This window comes from Peribacillus sp. SRI_006 (assembly GCF_057586375.1).
Genome location: NZ_JBYCZT010000007.1, coordinates 1 through 14,765 on the forward strand (window position 1 = coordinate 1; position 14,765 = coordinate 14,765).

At 41.7% G+C, this 14,765-nt stretch carries 19 protein-coding genes; 14 read left to right on the plus strand and 5 right to left on the minus strand.

Annotated features, from left to right (window positions below):
- Positions 1-19: 19 nt before the first annotated feature.
- On the minus strand, positions 20-919 hold the full coding sequence (locus tag AC2YHV_RS11280) for an alpha/beta hydrolase (protein WP_487373221.1): 900 nt from the start codon (positions 917-919) through the stop codon (positions 20-22).
- A 130-nt stretch (positions 920-1,049) separates the two neighbouring features.
- On the opposite strand from AC2YHV_RS11280, the gene AC2YHV_RS11285 reads away from it, so the two are divergent.
- Together AC2YHV_RS11285 and AC2YHV_RS11290 are read left to right on the plus strand one after the other, a co-directional pair.
- Positions 1,050-1,310, plus strand: coding sequence for a YqkE family protein (locus tag AC2YHV_RS11285; protein ID WP_487373222.1), 261 nt, complete (start codon positions 1,050-1,052; stop codon positions 1,308-1,310).
- A gap of 143 nt (positions 1,311-1,453) precedes the next feature.
- Positions 1,454-1,891 (plus strand): MarR family winged helix-turn-helix transcriptional regulator, encoded by a 438-nt coding sequence (locus AC2YHV_RS11290; RefSeq protein ID WP_057278765.1) that lies wholly within the window; start codon positions 1,454-1,456, stop codon positions 1,889-1,891.
- 44 nt (positions 1,892-1,935) lie between these two features.
- Here the strand turns inward: AC2YHV_RS11290 and AC2YHV_RS11295 are convergent, their stop codons facing one another.
- The 3 genes from AC2YHV_RS11295 to mciZ all read right to left on the minus strand — a co-directional run bounded on the left by AC2YHV_RS11295 (position 1,936) and on the right by mciZ (position 3,726).
- Positions 1,936-2,361 carry an Ohr family peroxiredoxin gene (locus AC2YHV_RS11295; RefSeq protein ID WP_034308168.1) on the minus strand — a complete coding sequence of 142 codons (426 nt, stop codon included), beginning with the start codon at positions 2,359-2,361 and terminating at the stop codon, positions 1,936-1,938.
- Between the two features lie 238 nt (positions 2,362-2,599).
- Positions 2,600-3,508, minus strand: a complete 909-nt coding sequence (locus AC2YHV_RS11300) for an aldo/keto reductase (protein WP_054400245.1) — start codon at positions 3,506-3,508, stop codon at positions 2,600-2,602.
- A 56-nt stretch (positions 3,509-3,564) separates the two neighbouring features.
- Positions 3,565-3,726: a Z-ring formation inhibitor MciZ gene (gene mciZ, locus AC2YHV_RS11305; RefSeq protein WP_072273199.1), complete on the minus strand. Its 162-nt coding sequence runs from the start codon at positions 3,724-3,726 to the stop codon at positions 3,565-3,567.
- 75 nt (positions 3,727-3,801) lie between these two features.
- Here mciZ and AC2YHV_RS11310 point away from each other — a divergent pair, with 75 nt between their 5' ends.
- Positions 3,802-4,353 (plus strand): NUDIX hydrolase, encoded by a 552-nt coding sequence (locus tag AC2YHV_RS11310; RefSeq protein ID WP_034308163.1) that lies wholly within the window; start codon positions 3,802-3,804, stop codon positions 4,351-4,353.
- Positions 4,354-5,535, plus strand: a complete 1,182-nt coding sequence (locus tag AC2YHV_RS11315; RefSeq protein WP_057278763.1) for an endonuclease Q family protein — start codon at positions 4,354-4,356, stop codon at positions 5,533-5,535.
- Between the two features lie 36 nt (positions 5,536-5,571).
- Here AC2YHV_RS11315 and AC2YHV_RS11320 read toward each other — a convergent pair whose 3' ends face one another.
- Positions 5,572-6,135 carry a GNAT family N-acetyltransferase gene (locus AC2YHV_RS11320; protein ID WP_057278762.1) on the minus strand — a complete coding sequence of 188 codons (564 nt, stop codon included), beginning with the start codon at positions 6,133-6,135 and terminating at the stop codon, positions 5,572-5,574.
- A gap of 139 nt (positions 6,136-6,274) precedes the next feature.
- On the opposite strand from AC2YHV_RS11320, the gene spoIIM reads away from it, so the two are divergent.
- The 10 genes from spoIIM (at position 6,275) to spoIIAB (ending at position 14,764) form a co-directional block, all read left to right on the plus strand.
- Positions 6,275-6,922 (plus strand): stage II sporulation protein M, encoded by a 648-nt coding sequence (gene spoIIM, locus AC2YHV_RS11325; protein ID WP_057278761.1) that lies wholly within the window; start codon positions 6,275-6,277, stop codon positions 6,920-6,922.
- Between the two features lie 119 nt (positions 6,923-7,041).
- Positions 7,042-7,491, plus strand: coding sequence for a ferric iron uptake transcriptional regulator (gene fur, locus AC2YHV_RS11330; RefSeq protein WP_034311309.1), 450 nt, complete (start codon positions 7,042-7,044; stop codon positions 7,489-7,491).
- A gap of 166 nt (positions 7,492-7,657) precedes the next feature.
- On the plus strand, positions 7,658-7,885 hold the full coding sequence (locus AC2YHV_RS11335) for a YqzK family protein (RefSeq protein ID WP_034308153.1): 228 nt from the start codon (positions 7,658-7,660) through the stop codon (positions 7,883-7,885).
- 5 nt (positions 7,886-7,890) lie between these two features.
- A complete protein-coding gene (gene xerD / locus AC2YHV_RS11340; protein ID WP_034308151.1) occupies positions 7,891-8,784 on the plus strand; it encodes a site-specific tyrosine recombinase XerD in 894 nt (297 codons plus the stop codon).
- Between the two features lie 296 nt (positions 8,785-9,080).
- Positions 9,081-10,283 carry a phosphopentomutase gene (gene deoB / locus AC2YHV_RS11345; protein ID WP_487373224.1) on the plus strand — a complete coding sequence of 401 codons (1,203 nt, stop codon included), beginning with the start codon at positions 9,081-9,083 and terminating at the stop codon, positions 10,281-10,283.
- Positions 10,284-11,096 (plus strand): purine-nucleoside phosphorylase, encoded by an 813-nt coding sequence (locus tag AC2YHV_RS11350; protein WP_048680164.1) that lies wholly within the window; start codon positions 10,284-10,286, stop codon positions 11,094-11,096.
- A 66-nt stretch (positions 11,097-11,162) separates the two neighbouring features.
- Positions 11,163-12,467: a pyrimidine-nucleoside phosphorylase gene (locus tag AC2YHV_RS11355; protein WP_057278759.1), complete on the plus strand. Its 1,305-nt coding sequence runs from the start codon at positions 11,163-11,165 to the stop codon at positions 12,465-12,467.
- Positions 12,468-12,673: 206 nt separating this feature from the next.
- Entirely contained in the window at positions 12,674-13,840 is a 1,167-nt protein-coding gene (locus tag AC2YHV_RS11360; RefSeq protein ID WP_063575718.1) for a D-alanyl-D-alanine carboxypeptidase family protein, read from the plus strand.
- Positions 13,841-13,971: 131 nt separating this feature from the next.
- The gene (spoIIAA, locus tag AC2YHV_RS11365) at positions 13,972-14,322 is read left to right on the plus strand and encodes an anti-sigma F factor antagonist (RefSeq protein ID WP_034308142.1); all 351 of its coding nucleotides are present in this window, start codon (positions 13,972-13,974) and stop codon (positions 14,320-14,322) included.
- Position 14,323: 1 nt separating this feature from the next.
- Positions 14,324-14,764 (plus strand): anti-sigma F factor, encoded by a 441-nt coding sequence (gene spoIIAB, locus AC2YHV_RS11370; protein WP_034308139.1) that lies wholly within the window; start codon positions 14,324-14,326, stop codon positions 14,762-14,764.
- Position 14,765: the final 1 nt, after the last annotated feature.

The following is a 14,765-nucleotide window of genomic DNA, read 5'->3' on the forward strand; positions in this document are numbered from 1 at the left end:
GACCCCCTCTCTTTTCTTCTCAGACAAGTTTTTTTAGAAACTGATCGATTTGATCTTCGTATTCTTTTGGATTTTCATTATAAGATTGAGCGTGGGCCCCTTTTTTAGCGATGTACAGCTGTTTTGGGCCCTCTTTTGCTGCATATAATTCCACTGTCATGGAAGCGGGAATGAAACTGTCATTTTCACTATGGATGAACAGCACGGGTTTTCGGATATTTTTCATATAATCGATTGGGGACACTTCATTGGTCCAATATCCGTCACGGAGTTTGATGAACGTACGCCCGAGCGGAAATACGGTCCAAGAAGGAAATGGGACTTCATGCTTGAGCTTGTGTTTGATCTGATCCTCGAAGTTTGAAAATGGACAGTCGGCAATGTAAAAATCAGCACCATCTTCAAGCATTCCGGCATATAAAAGCAGGGTTACGGCCCCCATGGATTCTCCATGAATGCCAATATGAAGGTCGGGCCCTTTACGTCTTTTCAATTCATCGATTACGGCCTTCAGGTCGAATTTTTCATAATGTCCATAACTGCTCGTCTTGCCGCCGGAATCCCCATGCCGGCGGTGGTCATAAATGATCGCATTGAAGCCCCGCTTAAGAAAAATGTTCATGTACTTAATCGAATTGACTTTGTTCTCCGTCACACCATGAGAAATGACCACCCACTTTTTGGTGTCATGGGGTTCGATAAACAAGCATTTCAAGGAATATCCGGATGGTGACGATACCCAAATTTCCGATTTAGGCAGATTATCAAAATCCTCCGTGATCAGGCGTTTAGCCATGATTTCACGATTTTGGATAAAATCATCTTCCTTCTTTTTCATATACATGATCCGATTGGAAAAATAAAGGCCGACGCCGATATACGCTAGGATTCCAGCCAGTGTAAACCACCATTTCTTCATGAAAGGACCTCCTCGAATGATTTTCTTTATTTTACCATGAGGGAAATGGGAAAACACTGTTTGAAAACCATGATGAGGAAAACGGCAGTCGTGATATAATTATTTCATAAATGGCCAGGAGGTTTTAAGGATGAAAAAGAAACAGCCGCGAAAACAAAGTCAAAGCAAAAACCAAGATAAAGATTCATCTTCATTGAAACTCGGTGATATGATCAATCAAGATATCATGTCCCAGCTTCGTCAAAAGCAAAAAGAACTTAATAAGGCTGAACAAGAGAAAAGGGAAGCGGAAGAAGAAAAAAAACGTGAAGAAAGAAAGCAGCGGGAAAAGAATAAATCATTCGAAGAACTATTGGGTGAAAGCAATCTGAACTGGAAGAACTATAAATAGAACAGGGAGCAGTTAAAATTTTAAAAGGGCTGGCTCCCTTTTTCTGTTCAGGAATTCCTTTATTTTATAAAGTATAACGATTATATTAAAGATAAGTTCGATATGCTTTCATATCGGATGGACTACTATTAGCTGGTGATGGGATGCAAAATAAAATAGAAAAAGTGCTGGAAGACCAATTATGTTTCCTGCTTTATGCAAGTTCGCGGGAAATGACGAAGAAATATAAACCGTTGCTTGATAAACTTGAAGTGACATATCCTCAATATCTTGTTCTGCTTCTATTATGGGAACAGGATACACTTACAGTAAAAAAACTTGGGGAGCTCCTTGCCCTCGACTCAGGAACGCTTACCCCCATGTTGAAACGAATGGAGCAGAATGGCTTGATTGTCCGTGAACGTTCCACTGAAGATGAACGGTCTGTCATGATTAAGCTGACGGAAAAGGGACTTGGTTTACAGGCAGAGGCCTGTTTCATTCCCGATCGCATTTCGGCAATGTCGGGTGAGGATAAGAAGGTGGTCGAGGATTTAAAAGCTTCACTGCTCCAACTATTGAAAACTTTACAGCAATTTTAGCAAAGAAAAGACGCTTGGGTTCCCCAAGCGTCTATTTGTCGGATTTAATCTACATCTATTTCAAAGGCGACGTCCACATTGCCGTTGATTGCTTTTGAATAAGGACACATTTGATGCGCTTTATGAACAAGGGTTTCGAATGTCTCCTTGTCGACCCCGGATCCCTTCACAGCCAAAGTTATAGCCAAGCTGTACTGATGCATCTCACCCATCAATAGACTGACGCTTGCGGTGACTTTTGAATCGAAAGAAACGCGTTCAATTTTACCAACTGATTGCAAAGCACTATCAAAACATGCAGCATATCCAGCTGCAAAAAGCTGTTCCGGATTAGATGCTTCAGGCATCTGTTTAGCCCTTGGTGTTCCAGGCATCGCAATATCAACCGTGAAGTTGCCGTCAGCAGAAATTGCCGTTCCTTCTCTTCCGCCATCGACTGTTACAGACGTTGTAAATAATGTTTTTGTCATCATTTTTTCTCCCTTATCTTTTTTATTTTTGATTGCACACAACTGAATTGTACAACATTAATTTTAGGATGTCCAATGATAAGTTTAAAACCGTTAAATGGGTTTTGGAAGGAATTAGAATGATCGGAAACTTGAAGTTGGTAAAGAAGGCGAAAAAAGGTGGAACGGAAAAAGGCTGACTATCCCGTTGGTTAAACGGAGATAGAGCAGCCTAAAGGTTTGTCCTGACATTTCTTTTTTAATTCCGGTGACTTTCATATTTGTTCACTTTGGTCAACCGCTTCAGGATATCCAACTCGGTTGTGGACAGTGAAGGGCTGTTGGCAGCTTGGCAGTTATCACGTAGCTGCTGTACTGAGCTTGCTCCTGGAACAACGGTAGCTACGCTTTGATGGGACAATACATATTGAAGTGCCGTTTCATTCAACTTCCTATCGGAAAGTTTGTCCTTTATTTGCGGAAGCAAATCTTTAAGTTCGTGATAGCTATAGTCAAGGTATCCATCCTCATTTGCCTTTTCAAGCATTTTTTCACTGAGCAGCCCTTTGGCAAGGGGGCCACGGGCGATCATGCTGATCTGTTTGTTGGCGAAAAGGGACAGCCACTCTTCTGGGCGGCGGTCGAGCAGATTAAACTGCATCATCACGGAATCAAGCTCAGACTTTTCAGTGAATTCCTTGATGACATTCGGACGAATCGAGGAAATTCCATAATATCGGATATAGCCTTCTTTTTTCAAATCTTCAAATGCTTCTACCGTTTCTTCGATATTGTCTGAAATGGTGCCGCCATGTAACTGATAAAGGTCAATATAATCAGTCCCCAATCGCTTTAAGCTATCTTTTACTGCCGTTTTAATATGAGCGCCGGATGGATCCCAGCTCCAGGAATCTTTATTTTCATTCCAGCGGTTTCCGACCTTGGTGGCTATGTATACCTTATCGCGGACCGATTTTAAATTCTTTCCGACGATTTCTTCATTCATACCGAAATCATATAAATCGGCCGTATCAAAATAATTGATTCCTTCATCTAAAGCGGCCTGTATGATCTCGGATGCCTGATTTTCAACAGTCCCCAGTGACATGCATCCAAGCCCGATTTCAGAAACTAGCAAGTCAGAATTTCCTAGTCTGCGTTTTTTCATGTTATCCACTCCCTTTACATTCATTGTAAAGGAGAAATCCATTTCACTCAAAGAATTCACTTGATCCGTTTTAAAGGAGTGGGTGGCACCTGATCGTGAATGTCGGCAATCCAATCATTGACATAAACATATTGATTTTGTAATTGCTTTAGTTTTTGAAGGATTTCCCAGCTCTTTCCGGATAAAGTAACGCTTTTTTCCAATACGTAAACTTTCATTAAATCGCCCTCCATCTCTATTATGGTAAAATGTATGAGGAATCATGCTGCAAATAGAACAGAGGAGTGGTCACGATGAAAAAATTTGAAGAAAAAACGCTGTCTTCGGAAAAAATCTTCACAGGAAAAGTAATCAGCCTGCAAGTGGATGATGTAGAGCTTCCTGATGGGAAAACGGGTAAACGTGAAATAATCAAGCATCCGGGAGCCGTTGCCGTCATAGCTCTCACGTCAGAAAATAAAATCATCATGGTTGAACAGTACCGTAAAGCGCTGGAAAGAAGCTTGGTGGAAATCCCTGCAGGGAAGCTTGAAAAAGGAGAAGAACCGGTCCTGTCGGCTAAACGGGAGCTGGAAGAGGAGACAGGTTATGAATGTGAAAAAATGGAGCACATCATATCCTTCTATACATCCCCAGGTTTCGCTGATGAATTGGTCCACCTGTATGTGGCCCACAATTTGAAAAAGAAAGAAAATGCGGCACCGCTGGATGAAGATGAATTTGTCGAAATGCTGGAACTCACGCTGGAGGAAGCTCAAACTTATATGGATGAAGGGAAGATCCAGGATGCTAAAACGGCATATGCAGTTCAGTATCTGCAGTTGAAAAAGGCGATGACATCATAAATGAAAGAGTATTACGCTGACCTGCATATCCATATAGGCAGAACGAGAAGCGGAAGGGCCGTGAAAATAACAGGTGCTAAAACGTTAACCTTCAGCAATGTGCTGCAAGTGGCAAGTGAAAGGAAGGGCCTTGATCTAATCGGGATAATCGATTGTCATTCTCCTGAAATTATCGAAGAGATCGAAGCGGGGATTCTTGATGGCGAAATCACGGAAAAGACTGAAGGCGGACTTCAATACAAGAATACAACCATCATTCCGGGCTCGGAGATTGAAATTTATGATCAAAATTGTAATGGACCGATCCATGTCCTCGCCTATTTTCCCACTTTAAAAGCGATGAAGGAATTCTCCTCATGGATGAGCGGACATGTTAAAAATATCACCTTGAGCTCCCAAAGGATTTATTGTGATGGAAGAACGCTGCAAAAAACCGTGAAGTCACTGGGCGGCCTGTTTATCCCGGCACATGTTTTCACCCCATTTAAAAGCTTATATGGAAAAGGGGTGCGATCCAGTCTGACTGAAGTATTCGATCCGGAGCTAATTGATGCCATCGAGCTTGGTTTAAGTTCGGATACAGAAATGGTCAAGGATATCGAGGAGTTGGACTCCTATGTATTCGTAACAAATTCCGATGCGCATTCGCTTGGGAAAATCGCTCGTGAATATCAAAAAGTCCTGCTTGAAGAGCCAAGTTTCAATGAGCTGGCAAAAGCCCTTAAAGAAACAGGGAATCGCAAGGTGACCGTTAATTATGGATTGAACCCCTTATTGGGAAAGTATCATCAAACCGTATGTTCAGGGTGCTTACATCAGGTATTGAGGGATAGTGAACAATGTCCTGAGTGTGGTAATAAATCCATTATTAAAGGGGTATCGGCCAGGATTGAAGAACTCTCCGTTTCCGGGATGGACAGAAGAGACGGAAAGGAAAGGCCGCCGTATATCCATCAAGTGCCACTCGACTTCATCCCGGGACTCGGACCTAAATCCATGGAAAAACTGCTGGTGGCATTTGGAACAGAGATGAATATCCTTCATGAAGTTACGCTTGAACAGCTAATGGAAATCGTTCCTGAAAAATTGGCGGTCTACATCGATTCTGCCAGAAAAGGGACGCTTTCTTTTGAAGTGGGGGGCGGAGGAAAGTACGGAAAGGTCAAAAAGGAATTAACCTGAAAAAAGTCCTGACAGATGAGATCTGTCAGGACTTTTTTAATTTGTTGTTTTTGCATAAATGGAGGTGTCCCGCACTTCCATGCCGTCTGCACTAAGGCAGTCATTACGCAAAATTCCTTCAAGGGTGAACCCTAGCTTCTCGGGAATCCGTTTGCTGGCAATATTATTAGGGTCACAGCGGATTTCGACCCGTTTTGCACCGTAATGGTAAAAGGCGAATTTAGTTAACTTTTCCACTGTCTCCGTTATGTAGCCCAGTTTACTGAATCTCGTATCAATCCAATAGCCAATTTCGAATTTAGGAATATCCCAGTTGATTCGGTGCAGACCAGTGGAGCCGATGAATTGATCGTCTTCTTTCCTATAAATATGGAGTCTGATATCCTCTTTTAAAATAAAGTCCGCAAAGGCCTTAAGGACGTTCTGTTCAGAAGTTTCCAAAGAAACATCTTGATGGGCAAACGGCAGCCACTGTTTCAATTCAGGTTTAGAATGGACAATGGCTTCGTAAAGGTCCAGGCCATCGCCAGGCTGACAAGGTCTTAGATATAATCGAGGGGTTTCAATTCTTTCGGGAAAATCCATTAATATAGCTTTCATATCCTGCCTCCATCTCATTAATGTGGAAAATTATAACATAAATTAGGTTCAATGTGTTCGGCTGAAGGGGAAAGTTTTCTTAGCATAAATGAAAGAGTGAAAACATAGATTCTAGTAAGCGGAGTTGGGAGGATGAAAGATGAAAAAAAAATCTGTCGTACAAAATGCCGTAATGAAACATATTAACGAACATTCCTCATTATATGTCTTTATCACTGTGCTTTTTTTGATGGGTGTCATTTTTGGGGCAATATTGGTGAATAGTTTGAGCTTTACCCAAAAGGAAGACTTGTTCTATTATTTATCGCAATTTTTCGGACAAGTATCCAAAGGTGAATTTGCATCTTCGCATGATATGTTCAGCCAAAGTATTATGCATAATATAAAATATATCGGGGTCATCTGGATTCTCGGAATATCGGTCATCGGTTTGCCTGTCATCCTGGTTTTGTTATTTATAAAAGGGATGGTCGTTGGATTCACGGTCGGCTTTTTAGTCAATCAAATGGGATGGAGCGGGTTCTTATTATCGTTTGTCGCTATTCTGCCCCAAAATATATTCATCGTCCCGATATTCATCGTAATAACCGTCCTTGCCGTTTCACTATCCATGAAAATGATCAGCCGGATTTTCCTTAAGCAGATTCGGGAGCCGCTGAAGCCGATAATTTCACGGTATATTTTCTCATTGGTTTTGTCAGGGTTATTCTTGATTACGGCTGCTGCATTTGAAGCGTACCTATCCCCTTCTTTAATGAAAAATGTCGTAAGTTTATTGGGTCATTGATGGAAATATACCGTTCCCGCAAATTTTTTTATCATTAACAAGAAATCTATTTTGACAGTTTTCCCTCTTTTGATATAATGGATAAGATAGCGGCGCGGGAGGGAATATTAGGTATGGAAATAGAAAACAGAATTGATAGGATAAAAAAGCAGTTACACTCGTCCAGCTACAAATTAACGCCTCAGCGAGAAGCGACCGTCCGCGTTTTACTTGAGCATGAAGAGGATCATTTAAGCGCAGAAGACGTTTACCTCCTTGTCAAAGAAAAGTCGCCGGAAATTGGATTGGCAACAGTTTACCGTACGCTAGAGTTGCTGACTGAATTGAAAATAGTAGATAAAATTAACTTTGGAGACGGGGTTTCCCGTTATGATTTAAGACAAGAAGGAGCTGCGCATTTCCATCATCATCTTGTTTGTGTGGAATGTGGTGCGGTAGATGAAATCCAGGAAGACCTACTTGAAGACGTAGAAGACATTGTGGAACGCGACTGGAACTTCAAGATAAAAGACCATAGATTAACCTTTCATGGCATTTGTCATCGATGTCATGACAAAGAAGAAAATTAAGGTGAATGAAGACGGACCTTTTCCATTTAATGGAGAAGGTTTTCTGCATTTTAATAGCTGGTTTTCTCAAGTAAGAGCTGTTTTTGTTTTCTCCTTTCCGAAATACGTATAAAACTTGTCCTGTTGGGCATAGATTGATACAAAGGGTCGAATGGGAGGGGAAAGGATGAAAACATCATTATCGCTTATTTTGCACACGGCTAAAGTGATGATTCTCTTTGTTAGCTTCACTGTTCTTTTTTATATAGGAATGGTATGGTTAAATCAGGAATATCAAAGTTATCATCGTTATGATGAACCGAAAGGCATGGCTGTAAAAGTATCGAAGGCTGTTGATACGGGTGATGATGCATGGCTTGAACGCCTAATGTTGTTTTATTTAAACGGGGAGTAATGAATATGGAGAATCAAATTAGGGATTTCATTCATTTTTTAACCATTGAAAAAGGACTTGCCAAGAATACGCTCGTCTCGTATGAGCGTGACTTAAGATCATATTGGAGCTTTCTGAAAGATGTTGAAACCATTGAAGATTGGAATGATTCGCGGCGGGTGAACATCCTGCATTTTCTCGTGCAGTTAAAGGATCAAGGGAAGTCATCGAAGACGGTGGCGCGTCATATAGCTTCCATTCGGTCTTTTCATCAATTTCTTCTAAGGGAAAGAGTAACAAATCAGGATCCGTCCATACATATAGAAACGCCAAAACCGGAACGAAGCCTTCCAAAGGTATTAAGCATGGAAGAGGTTGAAGCACTATTGGAAGCCCCGAAGAAAATGGATGAATTCGGCTTACGCGATAAGGCAATGCTCGAACTGATGTATGCGACGGGTATGCGTGTCAGTGAGTTGATATCCATGGATGTGAGTGATGTCCATGCATCGATGGGTTTTGTCCGTTGTGTAGGGAAAGGAAATAAAGAGAGGATCATTCCGATTGGACAAACTGCATTGGGTGCGATTGAACATTATTTGGAAAGTTCCCGGGGGAAAATGGCCAGCCCCAAGCACAGGACAGATTCACTTTTTTTGAATCATCATGGAAACAGGCTGACAAGGCAGGGATTTTGGAAGATTCTAAAAAAACTTGTAAAATCGGCACAAATTGAAAAAGAAATTACACCACATACACTGAGACATTCTTTCGCGACACATCTATTGATGAATGGGGCTGATTTACGTGCCGTCCAAGAAATGCTTGGTCATGCGGATATTTCGACAACTCAAATTTATACACATATTACGAACGTACGGATCAAGGATGTCTATTCAAAATTCCATCCGCGAGCTTAAAGGATTAATAGAATGATAGAAAGGTTGTGAATTTAACTGCAAGGCAGTTGAAGGAGCAGCCTTTTCTGTGTCGGCGAGACGGCTATAAGGGATGCTGATGATTCTGACGCACATCTTATGGCACTTTGTTTCATTCCGAAATATATTATTTGTCTCCATCATGGTAATCGTTTACAATGTAGAGAGGTCAGACTTCTGACGTTCTTGCGATTTCATTTAAATGAAGAGTAACTGAGCAGAATAAGGGTATTATAGAGAGTATAAAAAGTGATTTACTATTTTAGGAGGAATGACTCATGAAAGGGAATTCAGCATTTAAACGAATATTTGTAATAGTTATGGATTCAGTTGGGATTGGCGAAGCACCTGATGCAGATTTATTCGGCGATAAAGGTGCGGATACACTCGGTCATATCGCAGAAAAAATGAACGGATTGAACATGCCGACTCTCGCAAAATTGGGTTTAGGCAATATCCGTGAAATCAAGGGAATTGAAAAAGCTCAGCAACCTCTCGCATACTATACGAAAATGAAGGAAGCCTCTACAGGAAAAGATACGATGACTGGACATTGGGAAATCATGGGGTTGAATATATCGACTCCATTCCGTGTATTTCCAGATGGTTTCCCGGAATTATTAGTCAATGAACTCGAGGCGAAAATGGGTCGGGGAATTATTGGGAATGTCCCGGCAAGCGGCACGGAAATCATTGAGAGGCTTGGCGAGGAACATATGAAAACGGGTGCGCTGATTGTATATACATCAGCTGATTCCGTATTACAGATTGCTGCACATGAAGATATCGTCCCGATAGACGAATTATACAAGATTTGTGAAATTGCCCGTGAAGTGACAATGGCTGATGAGTTCAAGGTTGGACGCGTTATTGCCAGACCGTTCACTGGTGAACCAGGCAACTTCAAAAGAACGCCTAACCGTCATGATTATGCATTGAAACCGTTCGACCGGACAGTAATGGATGAATTGAAAGATTCTGGATATGATGTCCTTGCAATCGGGAAGATCTCGGATATCTTTGATGGGGAAGGTGTCACTGAATCATTAAGGACCGTATCCAATATGGATGGAATGGATAAATTAATCCAAACGGTAGAACAGGATTTCAAAGGGTTAAGTTTCCTTAATCTAGTCGACTTCGATGCTTTATACGGTCACCGCCGCGACCCAGAGGGATACGGAAAGGCATTGGAAGAATTCGATGCCCGGATGCCTGAAGTCCTTGATAAACTGAAAGAGGATGATTTATTGATCATCACTGCCGATCACGGGAATGATCCGGTCCATGAAGGAACTGATCACACACGTGAATATGTACCATTGTTAGTCTATTCCAAACGATTTACAGAAGGTGTCGAACTCCCGATAAGAGATACATTTGCAGATATTGGGGCGACGGTCGCTGCTAATTTTGATGTGAAAATGCCTGCCTTCGGAAAAAGTATATTGGGCGATCTAAATTTAGGGGAGAATAAATAGATGTTTAATAAAATAGAGACAGCTGCGTCATTCATAAAAAGTAAAATTGAAGGCTCTCCGGAGATAGGACTGATTCTTGGTTCCGGACTTGGAGTATTGGCGGATGAAATTGAAAATCCGATAACGATTCCTTACCACGAAATCCCGGAATTCCCAGTATCGACTGTTGAAGGACACGCTGGACAGCTTGTCATTGGACAATTAAGTGGCAAAAAGGTTGTCGCGATGCAAGGACGTTTCCACTTTTATGAGGGTTACTCCATGGAGAAGGTCACTTTCCCTGTCCGTGTAATGAAACTTCTTGGTGTTGAACAGTTAATCGTAACGAATGCTGCCGGAAGCGTTAATGAAAGCTATCAACCAGGTGACTTGATGCTCATTACGGATCATATTAATTTAATGGGGGCAAACCCATTGATTGGTCCTAATGAAGAGCGTTTCGGCCCTAGATTCCCTGATATGTCGGAAGCTTATAATAAAGACCTTCGGACGCAAGCAAAAAAAATAGCAGCTTCACTAGGATTGGATATTAAAGAAGGTGTCTATATCGGTAATACAGGACCAACCTATGAGACACCGGCAGAAGTGAAAATGGCAAGGATCCTTGGCGGGGATGCAGTTGGTATGTCGACAGTCCCGGAAGTTATCGTAGCAAGGCATAGCGGAATGAAGGTGCTCGGAATCTCATGCCTTACCAATATGGCCGCAGGCATTCTGGATCAGCCTTTGTCACATGAAGAGGTAATTGAAACGACTGAAAAAGTGAAAAGCAGTTTTCTTGAATTTGTTAAGCAAATCGTTAAAGACATATAAAACGAACCAAAAAAATACAAGTACACCTAAAGAAAATCGGTGTCTTTAAAAAGTGGGGATTCCAATATGAGAATGGTAGACTTAATCGAGAAAAAGCGTGATGGAAAGGCTCTTACTACAGAAGAAATACAGTTCATCATCAATGGGTTTACCGATGGATCGATTCCGGATTACCAAATGAGCGCTTGGTCAATGGCAGTTTATTTTAAAGGCATGAATGAGCAGGAACGTGCTGATCTAACCATGGCAATGGTCGAATCGGGAGATCAAATTGATTTATCGATGATTGAAGGAATTAAGGTCGATAAACATTCAACAGGAGGTGTGGGTGATACCACAACTCTAGTGCTTGGACCATTGGTTGCTGCTGTTGGTGTTCCAGTGGCAAAGATGTCAGGACGCGGTCTTGGCCATACAGGCGGGACGATCGATAAGTTGGAGTCTGTAAAAGGATTTCATGTCGAAATAGAAAATGACGAGTTCATCAGACTTGTCAATAAAAATAAGATAGCTGTCATTGGGCAAAGCGGTAACCTGACTCCGGCCGACAAAAAGTTATATGCATTGCGCGATGTTACGGGTACCGTTAACAGTATCGGTTTGATAGCTGGCTCGATCATGAGTAAGAAAATCGCCGCTGGTGCTGATGCAATCGTACTTGATGTTAAAACGGGAGCGGGCGCTTTCATGAAAACTCTCGAAGATTCCGAAGAATTGGCGCATGCAATGGTTAGCATCGGAAACAATGTGGGACGAAACACGATGGCTGTCATTTCCGATATGAGCCAACCGTTGGGTTACGCAATCGGAAATGCTTTAGAAGTGAAGGAAGCCATCGATACGCTTAAAGGAGAGGGACCGGAAGATTTAACGGAACTTTCTTTAACACTGGGAAGCCATATGGTATACCTTGCCAAAAAGGCAAACTCGCTAGAAGAAGCAAGAACCTTGCTGGAAAATGCGATTAAGGATGGTTCTGCACTTAACTCATTCAAGATTTTCCTGGAAGCGCAGGGAGGCGATGGTTCGGTTGTAGATCAGCCGGAAAAACTACCGCAGGCTGCTCATACTTTCGAGCTGGAAGCGAAAGAGGACGGATATGTATCGGAAATCATCGCTGATGAAGTAGGAACGGCAGCCATGCTGTTAGGCGCCGGGCGGGCGACAAAAGAATCAGAGATTGATTTGGCCGTCGGACTGGTACTTCGTAAAAAAATCGGGGAAACCGTGGCAAAAGGTGAATCACTTGTGACGATTTACAGCAATTTCGAAGATGTTTCAAAGGTGAAAGAAAAATTGTATGAAAGCATTGCGATTTCAAAAGAGAAAATAGAAAAACCTACATTGATCTATAAAGAGATCATGGAATAAACATTTCCCAAAAAAGGCCGCGCTTTTGAGCGGCCTTTTTACGTTTATCCCATTGAATTATTAAAAGAGGATGCCCATGCGCATCCTCTTTTAATTTGGTTCACTTTGTTACCCTATATCCAGTATATGTTCAAAATTCATCTTTATTTGTATAAAAATGGGTTTAATGGAAAAAATAAAAAATATAAAGATTGGAGGGTATGGAGATGAAGCGGATTCTTTCTGTATTTTTAACCGTTTTGGTAGCATTGGGTTTTAACATCCCGCATACAAAAGCAGCTGAAGAAAAAGGAGTCGAACTGGCGGCAAATGCTAAATCCGCTATTTTGATTGAACGGGATACAGGTACTGTTCTCTATGATAAAAATGCAGACGATCGCCTTTCACCGGCAAGCATGACGAAAATCATGACGATGCTGCTGATCATGGAAGCGATCGATAAAGGCGAACTCAGCATGAAGGAGAAAATCAGGACTAGTGAGTATGCAGCGTCGATGGGCGGTTCCCAGATCTTCCTCGAGCCAGGTGAAGAAATGACCACGGAACAAATGCTTAAAGGCATCTCGATTGGTTCGGCGAATGATGCATCGGTGGCGATGGCTGAACGTCTAGCTGGATCGGAAGAAGAGTTTGTCAGGGAAATGAACAAAAAGGCGAAAGACCTCGGGTTGAAAAATACAAAGTTCCAAAACGCAACAGGACTTCCTGTTAAAGATCATTACAGTTCAGCACATGATATGTCGATCATGGCGAAGGAATTATTGAAATACGATACGATTACAAGGTTCACGGGTACATATGAAGATTATCTCCGTGAAAATACCGAAAAGAAATTTTGGCTTGTCAACACAAATAGGTTAGTGAAATTTTATCCTGGGGTCGATGGACTGAAAACAGGATTCACAAATGAAGCGAAATATTGTTTGACAGCGACTGCTAAAAAAGGGAATATGCGTGTCATTGCCGTCGTTTTCGGAGCCGTTTCTCCAAAGGAACGAAACGCTCAGGTTACCAAGATGTTAGATTATGCATTTTCACAATACATCACATACCCCATTTATAAACGCGGTGAGGTGTTAGGTGAAGCCAAGGTAAGTAAAGGGCAAAAGAAAACCGTGGTGGGCGTCACAAGTGAACCTATTTCAGTTTTGACAGCCAAAAACGGAACGGCAAAGGACTTTACAAAAAAAATCACGCTTGATAAAGATTTGGATGCCCCGATTAAAAAAGGTGATGAAATTGGTACGCTTGAATTGAAGAAAAACGGTAAGGTATATGTCGAATCTCCGATTGTTGCGAAGGAAACTGTTGATAATGCCAGCTGGTGGCAATTGTATAAACGGGCTTTCGGCATGTTTACCCATTCGAAATAGAATAAATTGTCGCATTGCCTGTTAATCGTACTAATTTAGGCGAAACTCCACTAGTTTTGCTAGTAAGGAGGAATCGGCAGGTGAAAAAGAGAATTTGACTCTTTATAAGACAGTGAAGGAGGCTGTATATAATGAGTCTTACGATTAATATGGAGGCGAAAAACCGCGTATTGTGCATTCGTCTCAAAGGTGATTTAGATCATCATACAGCAGAAAAATTAAAAAATCAGGCAGAGGCAGCCATTCAAAAGCATAATATCAAGCATATCATCCTCAACATGGAAGAATTGGATTTTATGGACAGTTCAGGGCTCGGGGTTATTTTGGGCCGTTATAAGCAGGTAAACAAAAAGCAAGGTGAAATGGTGGTCTGTGCAATTTCTCCAGCAGTAAAGCGGTTATTTGAGATGTCAGGGTTGTTTAAAATTGTTAAAATGGAACTATCCGAAAAAAACGCTTTGCAAAGACTGGGGGTTGCCTAATATGAAAAATAAAATGGAAACGAAATTTTCTGCACTTAGCCAAAATGAATCTTTTGCCAGGGTAACTGTTGCGGCATTCATTGCCCAATTGGACCCGACGATGGATGAATTGACAGAGATCAAGACTGTCGTGTCAGAAGCCGTTACGAATTCGATCATCCATGGGTATGAGAGTGACCCGGAAGGTTGGGTCTACATTTCAGTGGTCATCGAAGGCGATACTGTGGAATTGACCATCCGGGATGAAGGACTGGGCATTGAAGACGTCGAGGAGGCTAAACAGCCGTTATTTACGACAAAACCCGAACTTGAGCGTTCCGGTATGGGATTCACCATTATGGAAAACTTCATGGATGAAATCAATATAATTTCCCATAAGGGCGAAGGCACGATCATTCGATTAAAAAAGCACTTAACTACAAGCAGAGCTTTGTGCAATTAAG

Coding starts and splice junctions, on each gene's coding strand:
- AC2YHV_RS11280 (WP_487373221.1), bottom strand. CDS start 919: ATGAAGAAATGGTGGTTTACACTGGCTGGAATCCTAGCGTATATCGGC.
- AC2YHV_RS11285 (WP_487373222.1), top strand. CDS start 1,050: ATGAAAAAGAAACAGCCGCGAAAACAAAGTCAAAGCAAAAACCAAGAT.
- AC2YHV_RS11290 (WP_057278765.1), top strand. CDS start 1,454: ATGCAAAATAAAATAGAAAAAGTGCTGGAAGACCAATTATGTTTCCTG.
- AC2YHV_RS11295 (WP_034308168.1), bottom strand. CDS start 2,361: ATGACAAAAACATTATTTACAACGTCTGTAACAGTCGATGGCGGAAGA.
- AC2YHV_RS11300 (WP_054400245.1), bottom strand. CDS start 3,508: ATGAAAAAACGCAGACTAGGAAATTCTGACTTGCTAGTTTCTGAAATC.
- mciZ (WP_072273199.1), bottom strand. CDS start 3,726: ATGAAAGTTTACGTATTGGAAAAAAGCGTTACTTTATCCGGAAAGAGC.
- AC2YHV_RS11310 (WP_034308163.1), top strand. CDS start 3,802: ATGAAAAAATTTGAAGAAAAAACGCTGTCTTCGGAAAAAATCTTCACA.
- AC2YHV_RS11315 (WP_057278763.1), top strand. CDS start 4,354: ATGAAAGAGTATTACGCTGACCTGCATATCCATATAGGCAGAACGAGA.
- AC2YHV_RS11320 (WP_057278762.1), bottom strand. CDS start 6,135: ATGAAAGCTATATTAATGGATTTTCCCGAAAGAATTGAAACCCCTCGA.
- spoIIM (WP_057278761.1), top strand. CDS start 6,275: ATGAAAAAAAAATCTGTCGTACAAAATGCCGTAATGAAACATATTAAC.
- AC2YHV_RS11335 (WP_034308153.1), top strand. CDS start 7,658: ATGAAAACATCATTATCGCTTATTTTGCACACGGCTAAAGTGATGATT.
- xerD (WP_034308151.1), top strand. CDS start 7,891: ATGGAGAATCAAATTAGGGATTTCATTCATTTTTTAACCATTGAAAAA.
- deoB (WP_487373224.1), top strand. CDS start 9,081: ATGAAAGGGAATTCAGCATTTAAACGAATATTTGTAATAGTTATGGAT.
- AC2YHV_RS11350 (WP_048680164.1), top strand. CDS start 10,284: ATGTTTAATAAAATAGAGACAGCTGCGTCATTCATAAAAAGTAAAATT.
- AC2YHV_RS11355 (WP_057278759.1), top strand. CDS start 11,163: ATGAGAATGGTAGACTTAATCGAGAAAAAGCGTGATGGAAAGGCTCTT.
- AC2YHV_RS11360 (WP_063575718.1), top strand. CDS start 12,674: ATGAAGCGGATTCTTTCTGTATTTTTAACCGTTTTGGTAGCATTGGGT.
- spoIIAA (WP_034308142.1), top strand. CDS start 13,972: ATGAGTCTTACGATTAATATGGAGGCGAAAAACCGCGTATTGTGCATT.
- spoIIAB (WP_034308139.1), top strand. CDS start 14,324: ATGAAAAATAAAATGGAAACGAAATTTTCTGCACTTAGCCAAAATGAA.